Genomic DNA, 2,166 nt, shown 5'->3' with positions numbered 1-2,166 from the left:
TTCCCCGCAGGAAATTTTCCCGAAGCATGAATCTCCCCACTCATATCCCCATGTAATCTAAGTTCCTCGAAGGTAAAGGAATAAGGACTCTCTTTGACCCGAATCTTGAGATTGCAATCCCACTCCCATTGCTGCTGCCCCTTAATTCCCGCCATATGGCCATGTAAACTGAGGGGGGCTTCTAATTGAAAGGGGTCTAAGGCCTTCCGGACTTTTGAGGGTAAAAAGTCCCGGATCCTTTGTGGGGAGAGATTGAACTCCTTAACTTCAAGACCGATTGCGGTTCGTTTCCCGAACTCTGCATTCAAGTTCCCATTCAATCGAAGGACCTTATCCACACTCAGGTTGGATATCGAGGATCCCATTCGATGGTCTAACAGACTCAGGATGCCGCTTGCCTTTAGATTCATATTCAGGAGGATCGATTTTTTTCCCGGTTCCTGTTTCAGGGTGATCCCTTGAAGATCAAGACCCATGGATTCAAAGGATAATCCTTTGAGGTCCTGTTCATAAGTTAGCTTTGCCTTCAAATCCATGCCTTCGACGTTTATCTCAGGGTTCCGGAAAGTAGTTTGTCGATCCGGATCATGCTTCAGGGTTAGACCATGAAGATGCATCTCCATGGGTTCTAAGATCATCTTTTTATGAGAGAAGTCATAGATGACCGTTGTCATTGCACTCATGGTTTTCACATTCGCCCTGGGGCTATATAAAGTCATCTCATGAGCGGTTAAAAAGCATCTTAATTGGGGGTTCCCAAAGGAAAAGGCGCCGTCCGTTTTCATATGCACGTCAGGGGCCTCGAATCTCATGTTTTGTGAGGGCACGGTCAGCGTTATGCTGCCGGAAACGGTCAGGGATCGATCCGTCTCCGTTTTCAGATGAATCCCCGTTGCCTGAACCTCCTGGTCTTTCAGTTGCAGGGCGATGAGGCCGTCGATGAGCTCTGCTCCCTGAAATTGGACGTCCTTGAAAAAGAAGAAAGCAACAATGATTTTCAGACCTTTTGAAAAAAGAGATGAGTCCCCTGCTTCAGGCAGAATATTTGAGATGCTTATATCTTTTGAAAGACGTAGTTGGAAACGAGTCATCTTAAGGCTTTTAAGAATAAGGGTCTTATGGCCGAATGGGCCCTCCAGGGTCATGTCCGCTATCAAATCAGGAATTTGCAGATGGAATCCGGAACCTTTATCAAGGGGGCTAAACACGATTCCCCTGGCTCGAATCTTTAGGGGATGAAGGGAATAGGAGAGGTCTCCAATGGTGAGTGAACTCTTCGCGTAGCGGGATATTTCCCTTGCTAACAATGCTTTCACATAATCGGGATTATGATAGAGATAGAGGAAAACCGCAGACGACGCTCCAAAAAGGACGAGGATGGCGATGCCGAGGCTGAAAATGATTTTTCTTTTCATGTTATTCTTTAAATCCTTTAAAGGCCGGCCCTGTTAAAAGTCTCTCCCAATTGTTTCGATACTGGCCATAATAATGGGGATTCGCCGGTTAATCTGCCGGTGTTGACCGGAGATGCGTCTAACCATTCCTTTGCTTTCTCAAGGATGTCGCCATTTTTATTGGACAGATTCCGGAAAAATAGGAGCGTCTCTTTAATGGAGTTTCCATGCCGTTTAAGGATAGCCTCAAACAGAAGGAAATGGCGATGATAGAGGCCGATGGACATGAGGTAGGCATTGTTCAGACCGGCATTCTCAAAGCCCTTAAAGCGATCCGTTTGGAGACGGCTTTCCATCTCCCTGGATCTCTTGCGGTATCCGGAAAAAACGGTCTCCCGTCGGATTAGCTTTTCCTTTCGGCTCAGGGGCGAATCATAAAGGCTTTCCAGGTCTGACAAAAGGGAGGATAGGAAATGGGAAAACAAACGTTCATCCTCAATGGTCCTTATGGCCTCTAAAGTGAACGGGTGTTCGGGACCGTACCTATCCTTTGTAAAGAGGATGGCCCCCATTTTCCCCACCAGTTGAGCCAGTCCCTCGTTAAATTCTCCCTGTCCCTTTACATACAGCGTGGCGTGTGTCATTTCATGGATAAGGGTTTCCACAAGATCTACGGTTGACCCTTCAAGGAGGTTCAGTGTCACCGGGTCCTGGAACCATCCCAGGGTGCTATAGGCCCCCCCCCTGCCAATAATCACATCCAGGTCTTTTT

General features: G+C 47.3%; 2 protein-coding genes. Both read right to left on the bottom strand.

From position 1 onward, the window contains the following. A partial coding sequence (locus tag KKA81_15945) for a hypothetical protein (protein MBU2652421.1) occupies nt 1-1,415 on the bottom strand: 1,415 nt, incomplete at its 3' end. A 17-nt stretch (nt 1,416-1,432) separates the two neighbouring features. Continuing rightward, nucleotides 1,433-2,166 (bottom strand): aminopeptidase (locus KKA81_15940; protein MBU2652420.1); only part of this gene is annotated, 734 nt, incomplete at its 5' end.

The organism is Bacteroidota bacterium, from assembly GCA_018831055.1.
In the GTDB taxonomy this organism is placed as follows: domain Bacteria; phylum Bacteroidota; class Bacteroidia; order Bacteroidales; family B18-G4; genus M55B132.
This window is presented reverse-complemented; position numbering and strand designations above follow the sequence as displayed.